The organism is Vibrio rubrogenes (assembly GCF_059641415.1).
Genome location: NZ_JCARSY010000137.1, coordinates 1 through 352, shown reverse-complemented (window position 1 = coordinate 352; position 352 = coordinate 1). Strand labels below are relative to the sequence as shown.

Here is a 352-nt window from a genome sequence, read left to right as displayed (position 1 = left end):
CATTCGTAAGAGCTATGCCCGTCTGCCACAGATTGAATTACATAACCTGTATGGTCCGACGGAAGCGGCGGTGGATGTCACCGCATGGCACTGTCCGCAGCAACTGGAAGGCGACCGGGTGTCGATTGGTCATCCGGTGGCGAATACTCAGATGTATGTGCTCGATGATGATGGTCGTCCGGCTCCGGTCGGGGTTGAAGGGGAGTTGTACATCGGTGGGGTGCAGGTGGCACGAGGCTATCTCAACCGGGATGAGCTGACCGCAGAGCGCTTTGTTGCCAACCCATACAACGAAGCTTATCCGGTGATGTACCGTACCGGTGATGTTGGTTGCTGGTTAGCCGATGGCACA

The 352-nt window shown here is 56.5% G+C and carries 1 protein-coding gene; it reads left to right on the top strand.

Annotated features, from left to right (window positions below):
- On the top strand, positions 1–352 hold a 352-nt coding region (locus tag AC55NX_RS20910; protein ID WP_496997481.1), incomplete at both ends, for an AMP-binding protein.